The organism is Ruegeria sp. BHSC029 (assembly GCF_059613085.1).
The window spans coordinates 24,103-44,197 of the sequence record NZ_JBXWRU010000004.1 but is presented as its reverse complement, the minus strand read 5'-3'; the positions used below and the strand labels follow the sequence as shown (position 1 = coordinate 44,197).

At 62.2% G+C, this 20,095-nt stretch carries 16 protein-coding genes and 1 tRNA gene; 15 read left to right on the top strand and 2 right to left on the bottom strand.

Going from position 1 to position 20,095, the window contains the following annotated elements; all coding sequences use genetic code 11:
• From AC2FML_RS10270 to AC2FML_RS10240, 7 genes are all read left to right on the top strand, one after another.
• Positions 1-495, top strand: coding sequence for a (2Fe-2S)-binding protein (locus AC2FML_RS10270; RefSeq protein WP_170361029.1), 495 nt, complete (start codon positions 1-3; stop codon positions 493-495).
• Complete coding sequence (locus AC2FML_RS10265) at positions 492-2,909, top strand: aerobic carbon-monoxide dehydrogenase large subunit (protein ID WP_170438855.1); 2,418 nt, start codon at positions 492-494, stop codon at positions 2,907-2,909. The genes AC2FML_RS10270 and AC2FML_RS10265 overlap by 4 nt, the downstream gene beginning before the upstream one ends.
• 168 nt (positions 2,910-3,077) lie before the next feature.
• Positions 3,078-3,878: an AAA family ATPase gene (locus AC2FML_RS10260; RefSeq protein ID WP_254428977.1), complete on the top strand. Its 801-nt coding sequence runs from the start codon at positions 3,078-3,080 to the stop codon at positions 3,876-3,878.
• Complete coding sequence (locus AC2FML_RS10255; protein WP_496783459.1) at positions 3,878-5,068, top strand: vWA domain-containing protein; 1,191 nt, start codon at positions 3,878-3,880, stop codon at positions 5,066-5,068. The genes AC2FML_RS10260 and AC2FML_RS10255 overlap by 1 nt, the downstream gene beginning before the upstream one ends.
• Positions 5,069-5,080: 12 nt before the next feature.
• A complete protein-coding gene (locus AC2FML_RS10250; RefSeq protein WP_496783025.1) occupies positions 5,081-5,893 on the top strand; it encodes an XdhC family protein in 813 nt (270 codons plus the stop codon).
• 106 nt (positions 5,894-5,999) lie between these two features.
• Entirely contained in the window at positions 6,000-6,452 is a 453-nt protein-coding gene (locus tag AC2FML_RS10245) for an SRPBCC family protein (RefSeq protein WP_093963846.1), read from the top strand.
• A gap of 91 nt (positions 6,453-6,543) precedes the next feature.
• Complete coding sequence (locus AC2FML_RS10240; RefSeq protein ID WP_170443790.1) at positions 6,544-7,524, top strand: hypothetical protein; 981 nt, start codon at positions 6,544-6,546, stop codon at positions 7,522-7,524.
• 56 nt (positions 7,525-7,580) lie between these two features.
• Here the strand turns inward: AC2FML_RS10240 and AC2FML_RS10235 are convergent.
• Positions 7,581-7,667, bottom strand: a tRNA-Leu gene (locus tag AC2FML_RS10235).
• Between the two features lie 211 nt (positions 7,668-7,878).
• Here AC2FML_RS10235 and AC2FML_RS10230 point away from each other — a divergent pair.
• Positions 7,879-8,862 (top strand): complex I NDUFA9 subunit family protein, encoded by a 984-nt coding sequence (locus AC2FML_RS10230; protein ID WP_170342505.1) that lies wholly within the window; start codon positions 7,879-7,881, stop codon positions 8,860-8,862.
• Here the strand turns inward: AC2FML_RS10230 and AC2FML_RS10225 are convergent, their stop codons facing one another.
• A complete protein-coding gene (locus tag AC2FML_RS10225; protein WP_496783023.1) occupies positions 8,863-9,666 on the bottom strand; it encodes an undecaprenyl-diphosphate phosphatase in 804 nt (267 codons plus the stop codon).
• A 228-nt stretch (positions 9,667-9,894) separates the two neighbouring features.
• Between AC2FML_RS10225 and AC2FML_RS10220 the strand changes: the two genes are divergently transcribed.
• From AC2FML_RS10220 to queG, 7 genes are all read left to right on the top strand, one after another.
• Positions 9,895-11,328: an NAD(P)-dependent oxidoreductase gene (locus AC2FML_RS10220; RefSeq protein WP_496783021.1), complete on the top strand. Its 1,434-nt coding sequence runs from the start codon at positions 9,895-9,897 to the stop codon at positions 11,326-11,328.
• Positions 11,329-11,356: 28 nt separating this feature from the next.
• A complete protein-coding gene (locus AC2FML_RS10215) occupies positions 11,357-11,794 on the top strand; it encodes a GFA family protein (RefSeq protein ID WP_005979708.1) in 438 nt (145 codons plus the stop codon).
• On the top strand, positions 11,791-16,323 hold the full coding sequence (gene gltB / locus AC2FML_RS10210; RefSeq protein WP_496783019.1) for a glutamate synthase large subunit: 4,533 nt from the start codon (positions 11,791-11,793) through the stop codon (positions 16,321-16,323). Before AC2FML_RS10215 ends, gltB begins: the two co-directional genes overlap by 4 nt.
• 176 nt (positions 16,324-16,499) lie before the next feature.
• Positions 16,500-17,417 (top strand): Hint domain-containing protein, encoded by a 918-nt coding sequence (locus AC2FML_RS10205; protein ID WP_170459402.1) that lies wholly within the window; start codon positions 16,500-16,502, stop codon positions 17,415-17,417.
• Positions 17,418-17,457: 40 nt separating this feature from the next.
• Entirely contained in the window at positions 17,458-18,198 is a 741-nt protein-coding gene (gene mtgA, locus AC2FML_RS10200; RefSeq protein ID WP_170438839.1) for a monofunctional biosynthetic peptidoglycan transglycosylase, read from the top strand.
• A 59-nt stretch (positions 18,199-18,257) separates the two neighbouring features.
• Positions 18,258-18,923, top strand: coding sequence for an FtsZ-binding protein FzlA (fzlA, locus tag AC2FML_RS10195; protein ID WP_170364267.1), 666 nt, complete (start codon positions 18,258-18,260; stop codon positions 18,921-18,923).
• A gap of 75 nt (positions 18,924-18,998) precedes the next feature.
• Positions 18,999-20,036 carry a tRNA epoxyqueuosine(34) reductase QueG gene (gene queG, locus AC2FML_RS10190; protein WP_496783017.1) on the top strand — a complete coding sequence of 346 codons (1,038 nt, stop codon included), beginning with the start codon at positions 18,999-19,001 and terminating at the stop codon, positions 20,034-20,036.
• Positions 20,037-20,095: the final 59 nt, after the last annotated feature.

Here is a 20,095-nt window from a genome sequence, read left to right as displayed (position 1 = left end):
ATGTCGAAGATGCATGTCAAACTCACCGTGAACGGCAAGCAGGTCGAGGGCCTGGCCGAGCCGCGCACGTTGCTGATCCACTTCCTGCGGGAGGATCTGAAAATCACCGGCCCGCATATCGGTTGCGAAACCAGCCACTGCGGAGCCTGCACCGTGGATATTGATGGCAAATCCGTCAAATCCTGCACGACCTTCGTGGCGCAGGTGAACGGGGCCGATATCACCACCGTCGAAGGGCTGACCAATGACGACGGCAGCCTTGGTGTGTTGCAGGAAATGTTCCGCGAGCATCACGGGCTGCAGTGCGGTTTCTGCACGCCGGGTATGATCACCCGCGCGCATCGCCTGCTGCAGGAAAACCCCAACCCGACCGAAGAAGAAATCCGCTTTGGCATGGCCGGCAATCTCTGCCGCTGCACCGGGTACCAGAACATAGTCAAGGCGATCTCGGCCTCGGCTGACCTGCTGAACGCGCAGAAGGAGGCCGCGGAATGAACGACCAGACCATGACCCCCGAAGAACGCGCCGCCAACCTCAAGGGGATGGGTAGTTCTCGCAAACGCGTCGAGGACGTGCGCTTTACCCAAGGCAAGGGCAACTACGTCGATGACATCAAGCTGGACGGAATGCTGTTCGGCGCCTTTGTCCGTTCACCCTATGCCCATGCCCGCGTTGTCAGTGTCAACAAAGAGGCCGCTCTGGCCGTGCCCGGTGTCGTGGCCGTTCTGACGGCCGAGGACTTGGCGCCGCTGGGTCTGCACTGGATGCCCACGCTTGCCGGCGACAAGCAGATGGTGCTGGCCGACGGCAAGGTCCTGTTCCAGGGCCAGGAGGTGGCCTATGTGGTTGCAGAAGACCGCTATGTCGCCGCGGATGCCGTCGAACTGGTCGAAGTCGAATACGAGGAACTGCCGGTTCTGACCGACCCGTTCGAGGCGCTGAAATCTGACGTGGTGCTGCGTGAAGATCTGGAAGGTCAGACCGAAGGCGCCCACGGGCCGCGCAAGCATCACAACCACATCTTCACCTGGGAACAGGGCGACAAGGACGCGACCGAAGCCGTTCTGGCCGAAGCCGATGTGGTGGCCGAGGAGATGGTCTATTACCACCGGACACACCCCTGCCCGCTTGAGACCTGCGGCTGCGTGGCCAGCATGGACAAGGTGACCGGCAAGCTGACGCTGTACGGCACCTTTCAGGCGCCGCATGCGATCCGCACCGTCGTGTCCCTGATTTCGGGCCTGGCCGAGCACAATATCCGGGTGATCAGCCCCGATATCGGCGGCGGTTTCGGCAACAAGGTGGGCGCTTATGCGGGTTATGTCTGTTCGGTCGTGGCCTCGATCGTCACCGGTCAACCGGTGAAATGGGTCGAGAACCGGATGGAAAACCTGATGTCCACCGCCTTTGCCCGCGACTACTGGATGCAGGGCAAGATCGCCGCCACCAAAGACGGCAAGATCACGGGCCTGTGGTGTCATACAACCGCGGACCACGGTGGGTTCGACGCCTGCGCCGACCCGACCAAGTTCCCGGCCGGGTTCATGAACATCTGCACCGGGTCCTACGACATCCCGACCGCCTATCTGGCCGTGGACGGCGTCTACACCAATAAGGCTCCGGGGGGTGTGGCCTATCGCTGTTCCTTCCGCGTGACCGAGGCCGCCTATTTCATCGAGCGGATGATCGAGGTTCTGGCCATCAAGTTGAACATGGACGCGGCCGAGCTGCGCCGGATCAATTTCATCAAGGCCGACCAGTTCCCCTATCAGTCCGCGCTGGGATGGGAATATGACTCGGGCGATTACCACACCGCCTGGGACAAGGCGCTGGCTGCGGTTGGATACGAGGATCTGCGTGCCGAACAGGCACAGCGGGTCGAGGACTTCAAGGCCGGCAAGACGCGCAAGCTTCTGGGGATTGGTCTGACGCATTTTACCGAAATCGTCGGGGCAGGGCCTGTGAAGAACTGCGATATTCTGGGCTTGGGGATGTTCGACAGCTGCGAAATCCGCATCCACCCGACCGGGTCAGCCATCGCGCGGCTGGGGACGATCTCACAGGGCCAGGGTCACGCCACGACCTTTGCCCAGATCATCGCCAGCGAGATCGGCCTTCCAGCCGACGACATCACGCTGGAGGAAGGAGACACCGACACCGCGCCCTATGGCTTGGGCACCTATGGTTCTCGGTCCACGCCGGTTGCGGGGGCTGCAACAGCCATGGCTGCACGCAAGATCCGCGCCAAGGCGCAGATGATCGCGGCCTATCTGCTTGAGGTTCACGACGACGATGTCGAATGGGACGTGGACCGGTTCGCGGTCAAAGGCGCGCCCGAGCGGTTCAAGACCATGAAAGAGATCGCCTTTGCCGCTTACAACCAGGCCATCCCGGGGTTGGAGCCGGGTCTGGAGGCCGTCAGCTACTATGACCCGCCCAACATGACCTATCCGTTCGGCGCCTATATCTGTGTCATGGAGATCGATGTCGATACCGGCGAATGGGAAGTCCGGCAGTTCTATGCGCTGGACGATTGCGGAACCCGGATCAACCCGATGATCATCGAAGGTCAGGTTCATGGCGGTGTGACCGAGGCGCTGGCCATCGCGATGGGTCAAGAGATTGCCTATGATGAGATGGGCAACGTCAAGACCGGCACGCTGATGGACTTCTTCCTGCCAACCGCCTGGGAAACGCCCAACTATACGACCGATCACACGGTGACCCCCTCGCCGCATCATCCGATCGGCGCGAAGGGTGTCGGCGAAAGCCCGAATGTGGGTGGCGTGCCGGCGTTCTCGAATGCGGTGCATGATGCGTTCCGACCGTTTGGCCTGGTTCAGAGCCACATGCCGCATGACCATTGGCGGATCTGGAAGATCGCCAACGGCTTGGGGATGCACGGGTAATCGGTTTCGGACCGGCGGGGCCCGGTCCGACCGAACGGAGGGGGTGCTGACCCCCTCCGACCCCCTCGGGATATTTTGGTCAAACGAAGATTGGACCCTGGTGTGACACTGAGTGACGTTCAGAACGGTTTGGCCCAGCAGGGCTATGTTGCCGACGACCGGTTGGCGATGGCTTTGCATTTGGCCCAGACTCTGGGACGACCGCTGCTGCTGGAGGGTCCGGCCGGTGTCGGTAAGACCGAAGTGGCCAAGGCGTTGGCGGCGTGGCGCGACACCCGTTTGATCCGCTTGCAGTGTTACGAAGGATTGGACGCCAGTCACGCGATCTATGAGTGGAACTACCAGCGGCAGCTGCTGGCCATCCGTGCCTCCGAGGCGCGCGGCGGAACCAGCGAGGCCCAGCTGTTTTCCGACGACTATCTGCTGAAGCGGCCGTTGCTGGAGGCGATCAGCGCCGATGATCCGCCCGTTCTGCTGATCGATGAGATTGACCGGGCCGATGAAGAATTTGAGGCCTACCTGCTTGAAATCCTGTCGGACTTTCAGATCACGATCCCGGAACTGGGGACGATTTCCGCCAAAACGCGACCCATCGTCATTCTGACCGCGAACGGTACGCGCGATCTCTCGGATGCGCTGCGGCGGCGGTGTCTGTACAGCTTTTTGAACTATCCGTCCGGCGAGACCGAAATGGCCATCCTGCGGGCACGGATGCCCGAAGTCGAAGGGCTGTTGGCGCGCCAGATCATCGGAGTGGTTCAGAACCTGCGCAAGGAAGATCTGGAAAAGACACCCGGCATTGCCGAAATGCTCGACTGGGCCGCGGCCCTGTCGGGTCTTGGCGTGAATGATCTGTCCCAAACGCCCGAGGCCGTACAGGCCACACTGGTCTGTCTGCTGAAGACCGCTGCGGACTATGATGCCGTTCCACCCGAGGTGATGGATCGCCTGATCGGAAAGGTCGCGTGATGCAGGTAACACGGTTTCCATCGCGAGCGCACGGATTGGCCGACCGTATGGCGGGATTCGTGGCGCATCTGCGCGGGAACGGTTTGCGGGTCGGACCGCGTGAGACCGGAGATGCGCTGGCCGCACTGGCCTCGGTCGAGGCCACCGATGTCGGACAGGCGCGGGATGCCTTGTGTGCCCTGATGTCCGGGGATGCCGAGGATTGGCGGCGCTTTGACGATTTGTTCGATGCCTATTGGTTCAACGCGGGCAAGCAGCGGAACGGTGTCGCACAGAACACCCATGTCAAGGTCCAGTCGGCCAAGCCGATGATCTGGCAGACCGAAGATCGCGGAGATTCCGCTGACGATTCCCCCGATGCTCAGGATGCCAGCACCCCGGATTCCGGGGATGGACAGGCCGAAGGAACGGACGGGAAGCTGATCGCAACCCGGACCGACAACCTGTCACGCCGGGATCTGCGCGAGTTGATGGATGAGCAATCCCTGCGCCGGGCCGAAGCCGCGGCGCTTGCCCTGGCGCGGGCGATCCGGGATCGACGTTCGCGCAGGCGCAAACAGGCGCGGCGGGGTCCGGCGCTGGACATGCGTCGCATCCAGCGGGCAAGCCTTGCGCGCGGGGGCGAGCCTTTGGAGCTGTTTCGCCGTGCCCGACCGCCTCGCCCGATGCGGATTGTCGCGCTGTGCGATGTCAGCGGGTCCATGACTGTCTATTCGCGTGTATTTCTGGCCTTTCTCAAGGGCCTTGTGGCCAGCGGCACGGATGCGGATGCCTATCTGTTTCACACGCGGTTGATGCGGGTCACCGATGCATTGCGGGACCACGACAGCTTGCGCGCCGCTGGTCGGTTGTCACTGATGGCCGAAGGTTTTGGCGGCGGCACGGACATCTCCGGCAGTCTCGAAAGGTTTTTGGACGGATACGGTGCGCGCGCGCTGAATGGGCGCACCATCGTGCTGATCCTTTCGGATGGCTATTGCAGTTCTGACCCGCAGGCGCTGGGCGCGGCTTTGGCGAGGATCCGGCGCAAGGCGCGCCGGATCGTCTGGCTGAACCCTCTGAAAGGTTGGGAGAATTATCAGCCCGTCGCCGCCGCCATGCAGGCCGCCTTGCCCCATCTGGATGCGCACCTTCCGGCAAACACGCTCGACGCGCTGGCCGCGTTGGAGCCCGAGTTTCAAAAGTTTTGAGAGGAACCAATCATGCCTGGTTTCGACATTTTCGACACGATTGACCAGTTGCGCAGCAGCGGCGAGGCGTTCTGCGTCGCAACGGTGGTGCGGACGGCAGATGCGACCTCGGCCAAGGCGGGCGCCAAGGCGGCGATCACCCGGGACGGGCGGATTCTCGGCCATCTGGGCGGAGCCTGTGTCCAGCGGGCGGTGCGCGCCTCGGCACAGGAAGCGCTGGCCAGCGGTGCGTCGCGGATGATCCGCATGAAACCCTCGGACAAGGTGGTGGCAATGACCGATCCGGATGGCGTTCAGACCTTCAAGAGTGGCTGCCCATCCGGCGGTACGGTCGATCTGCTGGTCGAACCCTATCAACACGCACCCCGCCTGGTGATCTTTGGCGATACCCCGATTGCCCATGCGTTGGCGGCTCATGCGGCATTGGCCGGGTTGCGCGTATTCGTTTCGTTTGAGGCCAGCGACGAAGCGGCGCAATCATGTTTCGACCCAAACGACGTGGATGCGTTGGGGGTTGAGCCCCGCGATTTTGTGGTCGTCGCCTCGCAAGGCCAGAACGACAGGGCCGCGTTGGCCTCGGCGCTGGGTACGCCGGCAAGGCGGGTGTCGATGGTGGCCAGCCAGCGCAAGGCAAAGGTGCTGTCGGCCAGGTTGGTATCGCAGGGCATGGACACCGAGAAGGTTGCGCGCCTGAAGTCGCCTGCCGGGCTGGATATCGGGGCCATTGATCCGCATGAAATCGCGTTGTCCATCCTGGCCGAGATCGTGCGCTGGCGAAATGCGGACACCGCCGAGGAGACAACTCATGATGAAAAACTTGCGTAGCTGGGTGGCGCGGCTATGGCCGCCCCGGCCCGCTCAAACCCCCGAGGATGCCGCGGAACAGGCGCTGCGCGTCTTTCCCAGATGTTGCTGAGCAGAGGAATACCCAATGGAACTGACTGACGAAATTCGCATCGCGGCCCCCCGGGACGCGGTTTATCGCGCGCTGAACGATCCCGAGGTTCTGCGTGAATGCATCCCGGGCTGCGAAGAGCTGACCCAGACCGCCCCCAACGAGCTTGAGGCCAAGGTGGTTCTGAAAATCGGCCCGGTGAAGGCGCGGTTCGCTGGCGAGGTGACGCTGGACCAGACCAACGCCCCCGACGGGTTTTCGCTGGTGGGCGAGGGCAAGGGCGGAGCCGCAGGTTTTGCCAAGGGTGGTGCGGACGTCACGCTGACCGAAGATGGTGATGAGACCGTTCTGACCTATACCGCCAAGGTCGATGTCGGGGGCAAGATCGCCCAGTTGGGCAGTCGTCTGATTGCCGGAACGGCCAAGAAGCTCTCGGGCAAGTTCTTCACCCGGTTCGGCGAGGTCGTTGCCGCGCAAACCGCTGCCTGACGCAGGCGCCCGGCGCCGTTCCGGTTGACGAATTGCGTGAGGGGGGTATGCACCTGCATAGCGTTTGGCGATGATGCAGCAGGAGACAGTGGTGCCCCCCACCTCGAAAATTGCCGAACTTGAGAATTGGCTGGTGATGAAGCCCGCTGACCTCAAGTCGATTCGTCAGTTGGTCACACGGCTGGAACATGCGCCCAAGGCTCCGGGTTCGGCTGGGCGTTTCTCTGCGGCACAAGCGGACATCGTTACCTCGCTGGGCGCCGATTGGCAGGCGGATCTATTTGAGCCCGAGCACATGGTCAAACAGTACCGCGCATGGTTGGCTGCATTGCGAAGCCGCGGCGTTTCGCAAGCGGTGCCGATCGGGCAGGTCTTTTCCGGGCGCGTCCTCAAGGTACGCGGGCAGAACGCCTATTGCGGCGTTTTTCTGGACTTCTTCAAAGAGACCGGCGCTATCCCGGCTCTTTGCAATGACTGCTACAAGGTACAGATTTTGCCGCATGACCTGCGTGCGATGTTCCAGACCTATGCCCTGTTGCTTAAGCTGGATCTACCCAATGACAACGCCCGCAAATGCATGATCGAGCTGCGCGACGGGATCAAATTTCCGTACAAGGCCTATATCTATTGCGACACCGTTGATGACGTGCGCGCCTGCCTGCAGGCGTTCCGCGATCTTCAGGCCAAGCATGGCATTGAAGGAATCAGCAGCAAGATCTCGCACGGATGTTCGGAATACGGGCAGAAGTATCAAGCATTCAAATTTCCGGAAACCGATGACGCGCCCGAGTTCGTTCCCGATCCGCAATGGCCCGCTATCGAAAAGGCCTATTTCAGGTCGATCAAGCTTCCGGCACAGGCCCGGGACAGCAACACCCGTGAGCATGTGAGCCTGCGCGATGTCTTCGCCTTCTGCACATGGGTCAAATACGCCGACCTGATCGGCGACCCGACCAGCGAGGCCTACGCGGCGCTGCGCGGACCGGACCTTCCCCAGCAATTCATCAAGCGGGTGCGGTCTCAGGCAAAGATCCGTCGCCGCGAGATGGAGGAATTGCAGAAGACGGAATGAGAGCCGACCACCCGTTCGAGGGTGGTTTGCGCGGTCGTCAAATCTTTTCGGGGATATGGTGCCCAGGAGAGGACTCGAACCTCCACGTCCATACGGACACTAGCACCTGAAGCTAGCGCGTCTACCAATTCCGCCACCTGGGCAGGTGTCGTGGAGGGGCGTTTAAGCCTACTCGCCGAGGGCGTCAACAGGATTCGAACGGATTATCGAAAGTTTTTTTTCGGTCACCTTCTCGCGGCGCGATCCCGTCGGTTCCGGCAGTGTTTTTTGCCTTATGCGCGGCGTTATTGCGCCTTGTTTGCCGGGCTTTGGAGCGGTAGATCGGAACAAGACCTACACAGCAGGAGCCCAACCATGTCCAAACTGGTCACGATTTACGGTGGATCGGGATTCGTCGGCCGCTATATCGCGCGACGCATGGCGAACGAAGGGTGGCGTGTACGGGTGGCGGTCCGCCGTCCGAACGAGGCAATCTTCGTCAAGACCTATGGCGTCGTGGGCCAGGTCGAGCCCATTCTGTGCAATATCCGCGACGATGCCTCGGTGGCCAGTGCGATGCATGGCGCCGATGCGGTCGTCAACTGCGTGGGCGTTCTGAACGAACTGGGCAAGAATGGATTTGGCGCCGTGCAAGCCGAAGGCGCGGGCCGCATCGCCCGTCTGGCGGCCGAGCAAGGCATTTCCCGTATGGTCCACATTTCGGCCATCGGTGCTGACGCGAATTCCGACAGCGAATACGCCCGCACCAAGGCGGCAGGTGAGGCTGCCGTGCTGACCCATATCCCCGATGCCGTGATCCTGCGACCCTCGGTGATCTTCGGGACCGAAGATCAGTTCTTCAACCGTTTCGCCGGCATGACCCGTATCTCGCCCTTCCTACCGATCTTTGGTGCCGACACCCGGTTCCAGCCGGTGTTTGTGGATGACGTGGCGCAGGCCGCGGTCAAGGGTGTGTTGGGTCAGGCCGCACCGGGCGTCTACGAATTGGGTGGGCCTGAGGCCAAGACCTTCCGTGAGCTGATGCAGCAGATGCTCGGGGTGATCCACCGCCGCCGCATCATCATCGGTCTGCCGTTCTGGGTTGGGCGGATCATGGCCGGGGTTCTGGACATGCTGAAATTCATCAGCTTCCAGCTGTTTCCGAACAACATTCTGACCCGCGACCAGTTGAAGAACCTGCGCCGTGACAATGTGGTGTCCGAAGGAGCGAAGGGTTTTGCCGATCTGGGGATCGAGCCTGCTTCGCTGGAATCGGTTCTGCCGGAATACCTGTGGAAATTCCGCCCGTCGGGTCAGTACGACGACATCCAGAACTCGGCCCGGAACCTGCGCATCTGATCAGCTGTAAGCGACAATCAGCAGGATCGTACCCAGGATCACGCGATAGATCACATATGGCGTGAAGCTGACGCTACGCAGCAGACGCATCATCAGGTTCAGCGCCAACAGGGCCGAAACAAAGGCGAACACGGCTGCAATGGCGCTGTCCTTGGCCAGCTGAGCGTTGGCCTGCCCGATCACGTCCAACGACAGCAGCGCGCCCGAGGCGATGATTGTAGGGATTGACATCAGCATCGCGATGCGCGCGCCGTCCTCGCGGGTATACCCCAAGTGTCGCGCGCCGGTGATGCAGATCCCCGACCGCGAGGTGCCGGGAATCAGCGCCAGGACCTGCCACAGACCCAAAATAACCGCGTCATGCAGCCCCCAGTCGCCGGCCTCTTTGGTCTGGGGGCCTTTTTGGTCCATCCAATACAGCAGCAGTCCGAAGCCCAACATCGTCCACCCGATCACCGCCACGGACCGCATCGCACTGCTGAGGCCGGTCAGGTGCAGGATGGCACCAACGATAACGGTCGGGATGGTGGCTACGATCAACGCCAGGGCCAGTCGGGACTGTGGGGTGTCGATGCGCCCGCGCAAAGCACGTGGCAGGCCCGCAAGGGCCAGTTTCACGTCGCTCCAGAAATACAGAACCACCGCGCCCAATGTGCCCACATGCACCGCGACGTCGATGGCCAGGCCCTGGTCTTCCATTCCGGTGAGGCTTGGCAGCAGGATCAGGTGGCCTGATGACGAAATCGGCAGAAACTCGGTGATCCCCTGGATGATCGCCACCAGAATCAGCTGAAAAAGACTCATCTGCCCGCCCGTGTTTGCGCCCGTGTTCTTTGCATTCAAGGCGTATAAGCGCGATCAGCAAAAGGAAAGTCAGGATTTAGGTCCGAAGTGGTCCTAAAAATGAACAGAAAGTCGCCCAAAGAGATCGATCTTTCCGATTTTTTCCAATTTAGGTCAGCACAATTGACTTTTCATCCGAATTGGCTTCGCATAAAGAAATCCGACCAAGCCAATTCATGGAGTCTGACCGTGGCCAAGCAACCGATGCTGAAATTTGTGCAGATCGATCGTGACATGCCTGAAAAGCGCGCCGCAACCGATCGCAGAGCGGACTTTCATGAAATCTATGCCGAATACGCCGCCGAAAAAGCCGCCGAGCAGGCCAGCCGTTGCAGCCAATGCGGTGTGCCGTATTGTCAGTCGCACTGCCCGCTGCACAACAACATCCCCGACTGGCTGCGCCTGACCGCCACCGGACGGCTTGAAGAAGCCTATCAGACCAGCCAGGCCACCAATACCTTCCCCGAGATCTGCGGACGTATATGCCCGCAGGACCGACTGTGCGAAGGCAACTGCGTGATCGAGCAATCGGGCCATGGCACTGTCACCATCGGTGCGGTCGAGAAATACATCACCGACACCGCGTGGGAGGAAGGCTGGGTCAAACCTGTCGCTCCAACCGCCGAACGCCCCGAAAGCGTCGGCATCATCGGGGGCGGACCCGGTGGTCTGGCGGCGGCGGACATGCTGCGCCGGGCCGGGATCCAGGTCACGGTCTATGACCGCTATGACCGCGCGGGCGGCCTGCTGATGTACGGCATTCCGGGCTTCAAGCTGGAAAAGGACGTGGTTCAACGCCGCAACGACCTGCTAGCCGAGGGCGGCGTCACTTTTGAACTGAACTGTGACGTCGACGCTGCCAAGTTCGCCGATATCCGCGCCAAACATGACGCCGTGATCATTGCGACGGGCGTCTACAAGTCGCGGGATCTGTCCATGCCCGGCAGTGGCCTGCCCGGTATCGAAAAGGCGATCGATTTCCTGACTGCCTCGAACCGCAAAAGCTTTGGCGACGCGGTTCCCGAGTTCGACGATGGCCGCCTGAACGCCAAGGAAAAGAAGGTGGTCGTGATCGGTGGCGGTGATACTGCGATGGATTGCGTCCGAACCTCGATCCGCCAGGGCGCGACCTCGGTCAAATGCCTGTATCGCCGCGACCGGGCAAACATGCCTGGCTCGCAGCGCGAAACCCAGAACGCCGAGGAAGAGGGCGTGATCTTCGAATGGCTCAGCGCGCCCAAGGGGTTTGTTGGCGACGAGCGGGTCACCGGCGTGATGGTGCAGAAGATGCGCCTGGGCCAACCCGACGCCACCGGCCGCCAGGCCCCCGAAGTGATCGAAGGCGCGGATTACGTCGAAGAAGCCGATCTGGTCATCAAGGCGCTGGGCTTCGAGCCCGAGGACCTGCCCACCCTGTTCGACCAGCCCGACCTGCCCGTGACCCGCTGGGGCACCATCAAGGCCGCGTTCGAAACCGGCGAGACCGAGATGGACGGCGTCTATGCCATTGGTGACATCGTGCGCGGTGCCTCGCTGGTGGTCTGGGCGATCCGCGACGGCCGCGACTGCGCGCAAGCCATCATCGACCGGTTCAACGGCAAGGCTGCGCTTGCCGCAGAATAACCTACTGCCCAGCGACAGGAGGGACAGGATGCCCGAATTGCAAGGCCAATGCATGTGCGGCGCGGTCACCGTGACCGCGACCCCCGCCCGCGACGCGCTGGGCGCCTGCCATTGCGACATGTGCCGCCGCTGGACCAGCAGCGCGCTGGTCACCTTTCCGGCGCAGCCGGGCTATGCGGCGCTGGGGCCGGTCAAGACCTTCACCTCGTCCGACTGGGCCGAACGCGCCTTCTGCGAAGAATGCGGATCGGCCCTGTGGTACCGGATCACCCTGCCGGGCGAGATGCACGGCCAGACACAGATCGCGGCCGGCCTGTTCGACAACGCGGCCGGCAACACGCTGAAACTTGAACTTTACATCGACAAGAAGCCCGAGGGTTACGCGTTCGCAGGTGAGCGCCGCCAGATGACCGAAGCCGAGGTCATGGCCATGTACGCCCCGTCGGAAGAAGGAGACAGCCAATGACGAAATATGATGCCGATTGGGTCCGGGCCGAGGAAGCCAAACGCAAGTGGATGGCAGAAAATGGCCTGTATTCCGAGCAGGAGGAGCATTCCTCGTGCGGGGTCGGTCTGGTGGTTTCGGTTGACGGCAAGAAAAGCCGCAAGGTGGTCGAGGCCGGGATCAATGCGCTCAAGGCGATCTGGCACCGCGGCGCGGTGGATGCCGACGGCAAGACCGGCGACGGCGCGGGCATCCATGTGCAGATCCCGGCCCCCTTTTTCTATGACCAGATCCGCCGCACCGGGCACGAGCCCAAGATGGACGAGCTGATCGCCGTGGGGCAGGTGTTCCTGCCGCGCACCGATTTCGGCGCGCAAGAGCGCTGCCGGACCATCGTGGAAACCGAAGTTCTGCGGATGGGTTACTACATCTATGGCTGGCGACACGTGCCGGTGGATGTCACCTGCTTGGGTGAAAAGGCCAACGCGACCCGGCCCGAGATCGAGCAGATCCTGATCTCGAATTCCAAGGGCGTTGACGAGGACACGTTCGAGCGCGAGCTGTACGTCATCCGCCGCCGGATCGAGAAAGCCGCCGCCGCCGCGGGGATTTCGGGTCTGTACCTGGCCTCGCTCAGCTGCCGGTCGATCATCTACAAGGGCATGATGCTGGCCGAGCAGGTCGCCGTGTTCTACCCCGACCTGATGGACGACCGCTTCGAGTCGGCCTTTGCGATCTATCACCAGCGCTATTCCACCAACACCTTCCCGCAATGGTGGCTGGCGCAGCCATTCCGCATGCTGGCCCATAATGGTGAGATCAACACGCTGAAGGGCAACATCAACTGGATGAAAAGCCACGAGATCCGCATGGCCTCGGCGACCTTTGGCGACTATGCCGAAGACATCAAGCCGATCATCGCCGGCGGATCGTCGGATTCGGCGGCGCTGGATTCGGTGTTCGAGGTTCTGGTGCGCGCGGGCCGCTCGGCCCCGATGGCCAAGACGATGCTGGTGCCGGAAAGCTGGTCGAAACAGGCGGTGGAACTGCCGCAGTCCTGGCGCGACATGTATTCCTACTGCAACTCGGTGATGGAGCCGTGGGACGGCCCCGCCGCGCTGGCCATGACCGATGGCCGCTGGGTCTGCGCCGGGCTGGATCGCAACGGCCTGCGCCCGATGCGCTATGTCGTCACCGGCGACGGTCTGGTGATCGCCGGGTCCGAGGCGGGTATGGTCCCGATCAACGAGGCCAGCGTTAAGGAAAAAGGTGCGCTGGGTCCGGGCCAGATGCTGGCCGTCGACATGAAGAAGGGCAAGCTGTACCGCGACAAGCAGATCAAGGACAAGCTGGCCGCGGCCCTGCCGTTCGGCGAATGGGTCAGCAAGATCAACGATCTGGACGAAAAGCTGGCGGAGGTCGCCGAAAAGCCGCTGTTCACCGGTGAGGAACTGCGCAAGCGCCAGATCGCGGCGGGCTACACGGTCGAGGAACTGGAGCAGATCCTCGCACCGATGGCCGAGGATGGCAAAGAGGCGATCGCCTCGATGGGCGACGACACGCCCTCGGCGGTTCTGTCCAAACAGTACCGGCCGCTCAGCCATTTCTTCCGCCAGAACTTCAGCCAGGTGACCAACCCGCCGATCGACAGCCTGCGCGAATACCGCGTGATGTCGCTGAAGACGCGGTTCGGCAACCTCAAGAACGTGCTGGACGAGGACAGCAGCCAGACCGAGATCGTGGTGCTGGAAAGCCCCTTTGTCGGCAACGCGCAGTGGGAAGAACTGGTGGCGAATTTCGATGCGCCGCTGGCCGAGATCGACTGCACCTTCGAACCCGGCAACGGCGCGCTGAGCGCCGCGTTGGCCCGCATCCGCGCCGAGGCGGAGGAGGCCGTGCGTTCGGGCGCGGGTCACCTGGTGCTGACCGACCAGTATTCCGGCCCCGGCAAAGTGGCGATGCCGATGATCCTGGCCACCAGCGCGGTGCATTCGCACTTGATCCGTCAGGGCCTGCGGACCTTCTGCTCGCTCAACGTGCGCTCGGCGGAATGCATCGACCCGCATTATTTCGCGGTGCTGATCGGCTGTGGCGCGACCGTGGTGAACGCCTATCTGGCCGAGGATTCGTTGGCCGACCGGATCGAACGCGGGTTGCTGGAAGGCAGCCTGACTGAAAACGTCGCGCGTTACCGCGAGGCGATCGACCAGGGCCTGCTGAAGATCATGGCCAAGATGGGCATCTCGGTGATCTCGTCCTATCGCGGCGGCCTGAATTTCGAAGCCGTGGGCCTGAGCCGCGCCATGGTGGCCGAATATTTCCCCGGCATGACCAGCCGGATTTCCGGCATCGGCGTCACCGGCATTCAGTCCAAGGCTGAAGGAATCCACGCCAAAGGCTGGGAGAGTGGCCTGGATGTTCTGCCTATCGGTGGCTTCTACAAGGCCCGCAAATCGGGTGAGACCCATGCGTGGGAAGCGACCTCGATGCACATGATGCAGATGGCCTGCAACCGCGCCTCGTACGAGCTGTGGAAGCAGTACTCGGCCAAGATGCAGGCGAACCCGCCGATCCACCTGCGCGACCTGATGGATTTCAAACCGTTGGGCAAGCCGATCCCGATCGAGGAGGTCGAGTCGATCACCTCGATCCGCAAGCGCTTTGTCACCCCGGGCATGTCGCTGGGCGCGCTCAGCCCCGAGGCGCACAAGACGCTGAACGTGGCGATGAACCGGATCGGCGCGAAATCCGACTCGGGTGAAGGTGGGGAAGATCCCGCACACTTCGTGCCCGAGCCGAATGGCGACAACCCCTCGGCCAAGATCAAGCAGGTGGCATCTGGCCGGTTCGGTGTGACCGCCGAATACCTCAATCAGTGCGAAGAGCTGGAAATCAAGGTGGCCCAGGGTGCAAAGCCCGGCGAGGGCGGCCAGCTGCCTGGCATGAAGGTTACCGATCTGATCGCGCGCCTGCGCCACTCGACCAAGGGCGTGACCCTGATCTCGCCCCCGCCGCACCACGACATCTACTCGATCGAGGATCTGGCGCAGCTGATCTATGACCTCAAGCAGATCAACCCGCGCGCCAAGGTGACGGTGAAACTGGTGGCGTCCTCGGGCGTGGGCACGATCGCCGCCGGGGTGGCCAAGGCCAAGGCCGACATCATCCTGATCTCGGGCCACAATGGCGGCACCGGGGCATCCCCCGCGACCAGCATCAAATATGCCGGCCTGCCGTGGGAAATGGGCCTGACCGAGGCGCATCAGGTTCTGGCGATGAACAACCTGCGCGACCGGGTAACCCTGCGGACCGATGGCGGCTTGCGCACCGGGCGCGACATCGTCATGGCGGCGATGATGGGGGCCGAGGAGTACGGCATCGGCACCGCCGCCCTGATCGCGATGGGTTGCATCATGGTGCGCCAGTGCCAGTCAAACACCTGCCCGGTGGGCGTATGTACGCAGGACGAGAGCCTGCGCGCCAAGTTCACCGGCAATGCCGACAAGGTGGTGAACCTGATCACCTTCTACGCACAGGAAGTGCGCGAGATCCTGGCCAGCCTCGGCGCACGGTCGGTCGACGAAATCATCGGTCGGGCGGATCTGCTGGCGCAGGTCAGCCGCGGCTCGGCGCATCTGGACGATCTGGACCTGAATCCGCTGCTGATCACCGTCGATGGCGCGCAAAACATCGTCTATGACCGTGACAAGCCCCGCAACGCGGTGCCTGATACGCTGGACTCTGAAATCGTGCGCGACGCTGCGCGGTTCCTGAAGGATGGCGAGAAGATGCAGCTGTCTTATGCCGTGCAGAACACGCACCGGACGGTAGGCACCCGCGTGTCCAGCCACATCGTGCAGAACTTTGGGATGCGCAACACATTCCAGCCCGACCATCTGCATGTGAAACTGCAAGGCTCGGCCGGTCAGTCGTTGGGCGCCTTCGCCGCGCCGGGGCTCAAACTGGAAGTGTCGGGTGACGCCAACGACTATGTGGGCAAGGGCCTGTCGGGCGGTACCATCGTCGTGCGCCCGCCGCAGGTCAGCCCGCTGCAGGCCGACCGGAATACGATCATCGGCAACACGGTCCTGTACGGCGCGACCGACGGGTACCTGTTCGCGGCTGGCCGTGCTGGGGAACGCTTTGCCGTGCGCAACTCGGGTGCCACCGTGGTGGTCGAGGGCTGCGGCTCGAACGGGTGTGAGTACATGACCGGCGGCGTTGCGGTGATCCTCGGTGACATCGGTGCGAACTTTGGCGCGGGGATGACGGGTGGCATGGCCTATCTGTACGACCCCGAAGGCAAGGCGCAGCTGCTGATGAACATGGAAACCCTGGTGACCTGCCCCGTAACGGTCGAGCATTGGGAGATGCAGCTGAAGTCGCTGATCGAGCGCCACGCCGCGGAGACCGGCAGCCGCAAGGCCGCCGATATCCTGCAGCACTGGGATGTCGAGCTGTCGAACTTCCTGCAGGTCTGCCCGAAGGAAATGCTGAACAAACTCAGCCACCCGCTGAGCCACGAGGCAGCGGCGGTTCCGGCCGAGTAAGACCGCCTGTGAAGCCTGCCCCGCGTGTTTGAAAAGACACGCGGGGTTTTCGTTTTCTGCCCTCCCGTTTCCGGATTTCTTGAAAAAACATTGCGTGTCGCTAGGCCTGTACACGGAAAGTTTGGAAATTTCGCCAATGCTTCCGCTTGCCACCAATTTCGCCAGGGAGTCGTCGCATGCCCACGACCTATCTTGACCAGTTCTTTGCCATGGATCCGGCCAGCCCGCCGGCAACGGGGACCCTTCTGACGGTTGAGAAGTACAATCTGGTCGACCAGAACGACGATGGCGACATCGACAGTTCCGACAATGACTCGGTCAACGGCATTGATGTCACCCGATCCTGGCCGGGCGACACGGTGACGATCAACGTGTCCGGTGTGGGAAACGTCACCTACACGGGAATCACCTTCTATCTGGCTGATGGCAGCCGCGTGTTCACCCCGACGGACGGTCAGGTGCTGCAAGAGGGGACGCTAGTCTCGACGACTTTCGTCAATACCGAAGGTCCCTTGGTGGTTCCGGGTGAGCTTGGGCCGCCGTGTTTTACTGCCGGAACAATGATAAAAACACCCGATGGATTGCGCCGCGTCGAAGATCTGCAGGCCGGTGACCTGGTCACGACGGTCGACAACGGCGCGCGGGCTCTGATCTGGGTTGGCAGAACCACCGTTGCGGCCGAGGGCAACGCCGCCCCCATCCGCTTTGCCGCGGGGGTCCTGGGACTGGACCGTGACACTCTGTTCTCGCCGCAACACCGGATGCTGATCGACGATTGGCGCGCGGCTTATTTCTACGGCCACCCCGAGGTTTTGATTGCCGCACATTCCCTGGTTAACGGCACGACGGTGACCCGGGTCGAAGGCGGCGAGATCGAGTATTTCCACCTGTTGTTCGACCAACACGAGATCGTCATCGCCAACGGCGCCAAAAGCGAAAGCTACTATCCCGGCCACGCCGTTACGCGGTCTGACCGGGAAACCCAGGCCGAGCTGTTGCGACTGTTCCCGCAGTTGGCAGCGGTGGAAGATGGTGGTCCGAAAACCGCCCGTCCGGTGGTGCGCCCGCGCGAAGGGCGGCTGATCGCGTCATAATTCCGTTCCAAATACCGGTGCTGCGGCGTATAGCAGGAACATGGCGAAGAAAGCAGCGCGCAAATCCCGCGGTAAGTCCAAAAAGGCAACCCGGTCTCGGAAAACGGAAACGCTCATCGTTCGGATTCGGCGGTGGGTACTGCGTGTCATTGGGGCTCTGGCCGCGGCGTTCGTGGCGCTTGTTTTGCTTTACACCGTGGTCAACCCGCCGATCACCCATACGATCTGGTCCGAGTGGCGCCGCCTCGGCAAGGTGGACAGGGAATGGGTCGCGATCGAGGATATGTCTCCGGTCATGGCCCGATCGGTCGTTGCGGCCGAGGATGCGAATTTCTGCCTGCATTGGGGCTTTGACGTAAACGCGATCCGCGATGCGCTTGAAGATGGTGGCAACCGCGGGGCGTCGACCATTTCTCAGCAGGTGGTCAAGAATGTCTTTCTGTGGCAGGGGCGCAGTTGGGTGCGCAAGGCGCTTGAGACCTCTATGACCCCGGTCGTCGAAATTCTCTGGAGCAAGAAGCGCATACTCGAGGTGTATCTGAACGTGGCGGAGACCGGTGAGGGACTGTTCGGGATCGAGGCGGCCGCCCGCAAGAATTTTGGAGTCAGTTCCGCCCAACTCAGCCCGGTGCAGGCGGCGCGGCTGGCGGCAATCCTTCCGTCACCGCGAAACCGTTCGGTCACGGACCCGTCGGTTTACACCCGCAGACGAGCCGCCGCGATCCGCGATGGAGCGGCCACCATCCGCGCAGATGGTCGCGCAGATTGCTTCGAGGATTGAAACTTCTGCCCGTCAGCGGCTATTGCTGAGCGGTACTCAATTGGTTCGAATGGATCCACATGGCGCGTTTGTTTCACGTTCCCCTGTCCCCCTTTTGTCGAAAAGTCCGCCTGTCCCTGGCGGAAAAGAAGATCGAAGTCGAATTGGTCGAGGAAAAGTACTGGGAAAAATCCCCGGACTTCTTGCGCAGAAACCCTGCGGCCAAGGTCCCGGTTCTGCGGCTGGATGGCCGGGTGATGTCAGAAAGCGCGGCGATCTGCGAATACATCGAAGAGACACGGCCGGAACCCGCATTGATGCCGAAAACTCCGGAAGCACGGTTCGAGGTGCGCCGTCTGGTCAGTTGGTTTGATGACAAATTCCACCATGAGGTGACATCCAAGCTGCTGTACGAGCGGGTGAACAAAAAAGTGACCGGTCAGGGCTATCCCGACAGCAAGAACGTCAAGGAAGGCGCGCGGGCAATCAAGTTCCACTTGGATTACATGGCCTGGCTGCTGGATCAGCGGCGCTGGCTGGCGGGGGATCAGATGACATTGGCCGATTTTGCGGCTGCCGCGCATCTGTCGGCGTTGGACTATATTTCGGACGTGGACTGGAATCGCAGCCATGTGGTCAAGGACTGGTACGCCAAGATCAAGTCTCGCCCGGCCTTCCGGTCGATTCTGGCGGATCAGGTGCCGGGCTTCCGCCCGCCCGCCCATTACGCCGACCTGGATTTCTGATAGGTTGGGGCAGGGGGCGGTCTGCCCCCTCTTGGCCCATTGGGCCAATTCACCCCCGAGGATATTTTGGGCCAGATGAACAGCGCGACGGCATTGAAGGACAGGTTGGTGTCGCAGGCCCGGGCCGAGGGGTTCGTGTCGTGCCGGATCTGCCGACCCTGGGACGTGCCGGAAGTGCCTGCGCGGTTGGCCGCCTTTCTGGCGGCCGGTTATCACGGGCAGATGGGCTGGATGGCCGAGCGCGCCCATTGGCGGGGGGATCCGGCGGAGCTGTGGCCTGAGGCGCGCTCGGTCATCATGCTGGCCGAGAGTTACACGCCGGATCATGATCCGACCGAGGTTCTGGGCCGACCCGATCGCGGGACGATCTCGGTCTATGCACAGAACAAAGACTACCATGATCTGGTCAAAAAGCGGCTGAAGCGGCTGGCCCGGTGGCTGATTGCCGAGGCCGGGGGCGAGGTGAAGGTGTTCGTCGACACCGCGCCGGTGCCCGAGAAAGCACTGGGCCATACGGCCGGGTTGGGCTGGCAGGGCAAACACACCAATCTGGTCAGCCGGGATTGGGGCAATTGGGCCTTTTTAGGGTCTGTTTTCACCACTCTGGACCTGCCGACGGACCCGCCGGAAGTGGATCATTGCGGGTCGTGTCGGGCCTGTCTGGATGCCTGTCCGACGGATGCCTTTCCGGCGCCCTATCAACTGGATGCGCGGCGCTGCATTTCCTATCTGACCATCGAGCACAAGGGGCCGGTGGATCAGGAGTTGCGCGGCAAGCTGGGCAACCGGATCTATGGCTGTGATGATTGCCTGGCCGCCTGTCCGTGGAACAAGTTCGCGGTGGCGGCCAGTGACATCCGATATGCCGCGCGCCAAGACCTGATGGCGCCGCCGCTGGCGGAACTGGCCGGGTTGGACGATGCGGCGTTCCGGGCCAGATTCTCGGGTTCTCCGATCAAGCGGATCGGGCGCGACCGGTTCGTGCGAAACGTTCTGTATGCCATCGGCAATTCCGGGTCGTCGGAGTTGATTCCGGTCGCGCAGGCGTTGATCGAGGATGCCGACCCCACGGTGGCCGACGCGGCGCGCTGGGCGGTCGAACAACTGTCGTGAATGCCGCAAACAGGCTGGACGCGTCGGTTCAAACCGCTACACCCGTGACTGCGAACAGG